2 protein-coding genes are annotated in these 2,822 nt (G+C 40.5%); both read left to right on the top strand.

The genetic code is table 11. The annotated features are described in order from the left end of the window. A partial coding sequence (locus ABY905_RS15965) for a prolyl oligopeptidase family serine peptidase (protein ID WP_372645669.1) occupies positions 1 to 1,270 on the top strand: 1,270 nt, incomplete at its 5' end. A gap of 208 nt (positions 1,271 to 1,478) precedes the next feature. Next, positions 1,479 to 2,822: cytochrome c3 family protein (locus tag ABY905_RS15960; RefSeq protein WP_372645667.1), on the top strand; the 1,344-nt coding region annotated here is incomplete at its 3' end.

Raw genomic sequence — 2,822 nt, 5'->3', positions numbered from 1 at the left:
TGAGCTTTTGTTTGCTGATGTAAATACGGGTGATCACAAGTTGATTTATGAAGAGAAGAATAAGGCTTGGATTGATGTTAACGATGATTTGACTTTCACTGAAGATGGTAAGTCAATCATCTTAACTAGTGAAAAGTCAGGTTTCAATCATATTTACCTTTATGATATAGATGGCAATTTTAAACGACAAATAACCAAGGGAGATTGGGAAGTGACTCAATTCTTAGGTTACGATGAGGCACACAAACTTTTTTACTATCAGGCAGCAGCGGTATCTCCTTTACAACGTGAGATTTATTCTGTGGATATAAAAGGAAAGAGAACGAAGAAGATGAGTAAAGATATGGGAACGAATGCCGCTGTTTTCAGTAATGGCTTTAAGTACTATATCAATTACTTTTCGAATACCAAGATACCTACATTGGTGACTTTGCACAATGCCAAAGGGAAGCAGATTCGTGTACTCGAGGATAATGCCCCACTTAAAAAGAGAATGGCAGATTATCAATTGCCAGAGCGCGAGTTCTTTTCTTTCAAAACCTCGGAAGATGTAGAGCTGAATGCTTTTATGATTAAGCCTGTGAACTTTGATACGACGAAGAATTATCCTGCTTTATTAACTTTCTACGGAGGTCCTGGATCGCAGCGAGTTCTTGATCGCTACCGTTTCGAATGGTTCGAATATTTAGCTCAGGAAGGTTTTGTGGTTGTTTGTGTTGATAATCGCGGAACAGGAGCACGTGGTGAAGCTTTTAAGAAATGCACCTATATGCAAATTCAGAATTTGGAAGCGATTGACCTAATTGAAACAGGTAAATATATGGCTGGTCTCGATTATATCGATGGTTCTAAGATTGGCGTTTTTGGTTGGAGCTTTGGTGGACAAATGTCATCGCTTTGTATGTTCCGTGGGGCCGATGTATTTGCTGCAGGAATTGCTGTTGCACCTGTTACCTCTTATCGCTATTACGATAGCATCTATTCGGAGCGTTATCTGCGCACACCACAAGAGAATCCAGAAGGTTACGATAAGTATGCACCCATTTCTTTTGCTGATCAGTTAAAGGGCAAGTTCCTTTTAATTCATGGCACATCAGACGATAACGTGCACATGCAGAATAGTCTTGAGTTGGCTGAAGAATTGGTTCAGCACAATAAAAAATTCCAGATGCACATGTACACCAACCGTAATCATGGTATTTATGGAGGAAAAACACGTTTACACCTTTATGGAATGATGACTGACTTCTTAAATGAGAATTTGAAATAATAATTTTAATAAACCTGTCATTGCGAAGCCGAGGAACGAGGCTGTGGCAATCTCATGAAAAAAGGACTATTTGTGTTTGGCTTATTCGTCATAACAAGTAGATATGTATAGCCGAGGGATTTATCCTTCGGCTATTATTTTTTTATTTCACTCGAATAGTCATTAACTTGGGTAGTATATTAGTTTAACTTCTACTATTCAGTTCAATATGGCTGTTCCCTATCTGCAAAAAGTAAAATGGTTCATTTGGCTTTCTATCTTTCTACTGGCTTTCTTCAGTAGCCCTCTTCTTATTGCCCAAGATGACGAAACATGTATGATGTGTCATGACGATCCTTATATCGTAAGGGAAGGGAATAACAAAAAACAATCAGTTTGGGTTGATCACCCTCTATTGCTTAGATCCATCCATCAAGGAGTGACCTGTATAGCCTGCCATCCTGAGTCAGCCGTTGGAGACGATTGGCCGCACCCTACTGAGATGTCACCTGTAAACTGCGGGACTTGCCACGAAGAGGCTCAGACTAAATTTGAACTGGGTATTCATGGACAGGCATTGAAAAAAGGAGCGAGGTACGCTCCTGATTGTAAGGAGTGTCATGGTTGGCACGATATTTTATCCCATACCAATCCTGCTTGCCGAACTTATAAAATGAATATTCCCATTCTATGTGGAAAATGCCATCGGGAAGGGGCTCCTGTTGCTCGAACCTACAAGATTACAGAACACAATATATTGCAGAATTACAGTCAGAGTATACATGGTAAAGGTTTGTATAAAAGTGGTCTGATTGTTACGGCGACTTGTAATAATTGTCATGGAAACCATTTGATATTACCCCATAATAATCGCCTGTCCAGTATTTCTCTCAAGAATATTGCTTCTACTTGTATGAAATGTCATGCAAGAATTGAACAGGTACATACCAAGGTGATTAACGAACAACAGTGGGAGAAAAAGCCAGGGGCTATTCCTGCTTGTACTGACTGTCATCCACCTCATATCGTAAATATCCAAAATATTCTTGAAACCATATCCGATCGGTCTTGCCTTGTGTGTCACGAAAAGAAAGAGGTTCATAAACTTGTTGGATTGGATACTATTTCACTTCAGGTTGATGTCAACCATTTGACAACTTCGGCTCATAACAATATCACTTGTGTAAAATGTCACTCCGATGTTTCTGCAAGAAAACGGCGACCATGCGAAACGGCGGGTAAAGTTGATTGTTCCTCTTGTCATGCTGAAATATCTGAAATCTATGCGATAAGTGGGCATGGCGTGGCCTATTTTGAGGGAAAAGAGTCTGCTCCCTATTGCACCGATTGTCATGGGAAGCATCTGGTTAAGTCTAAAAAGGATGAGACATCGCCCGTGTATCGTCTTTCTATTCCTGCTCTTTGTGGTGGCTGCCACCGTGAAGATGGCAGGGCAATCCAGCAAACCGAACTTAAGGAAGTGGATGCCTATCACGATTATTCCTCAAGTGTTCATGGAAAGGGTATGATTAAAAAGGGCCTACTATCAAGTGCCGTTTGTACGGACTGCCAC

This window comes from Ancylomarina sp. (assembly GCF_041555295.1).
Classification (GTDB): Bacteria; Bacteroidota; Bacteroidia; order Bacteroidales; family Marinifilaceae; genus Ancylomarina.
Note: the sequence above shows the minus strand (reverse complement) of the source record. Positions and strands in the feature narration are given on the sequence as shown.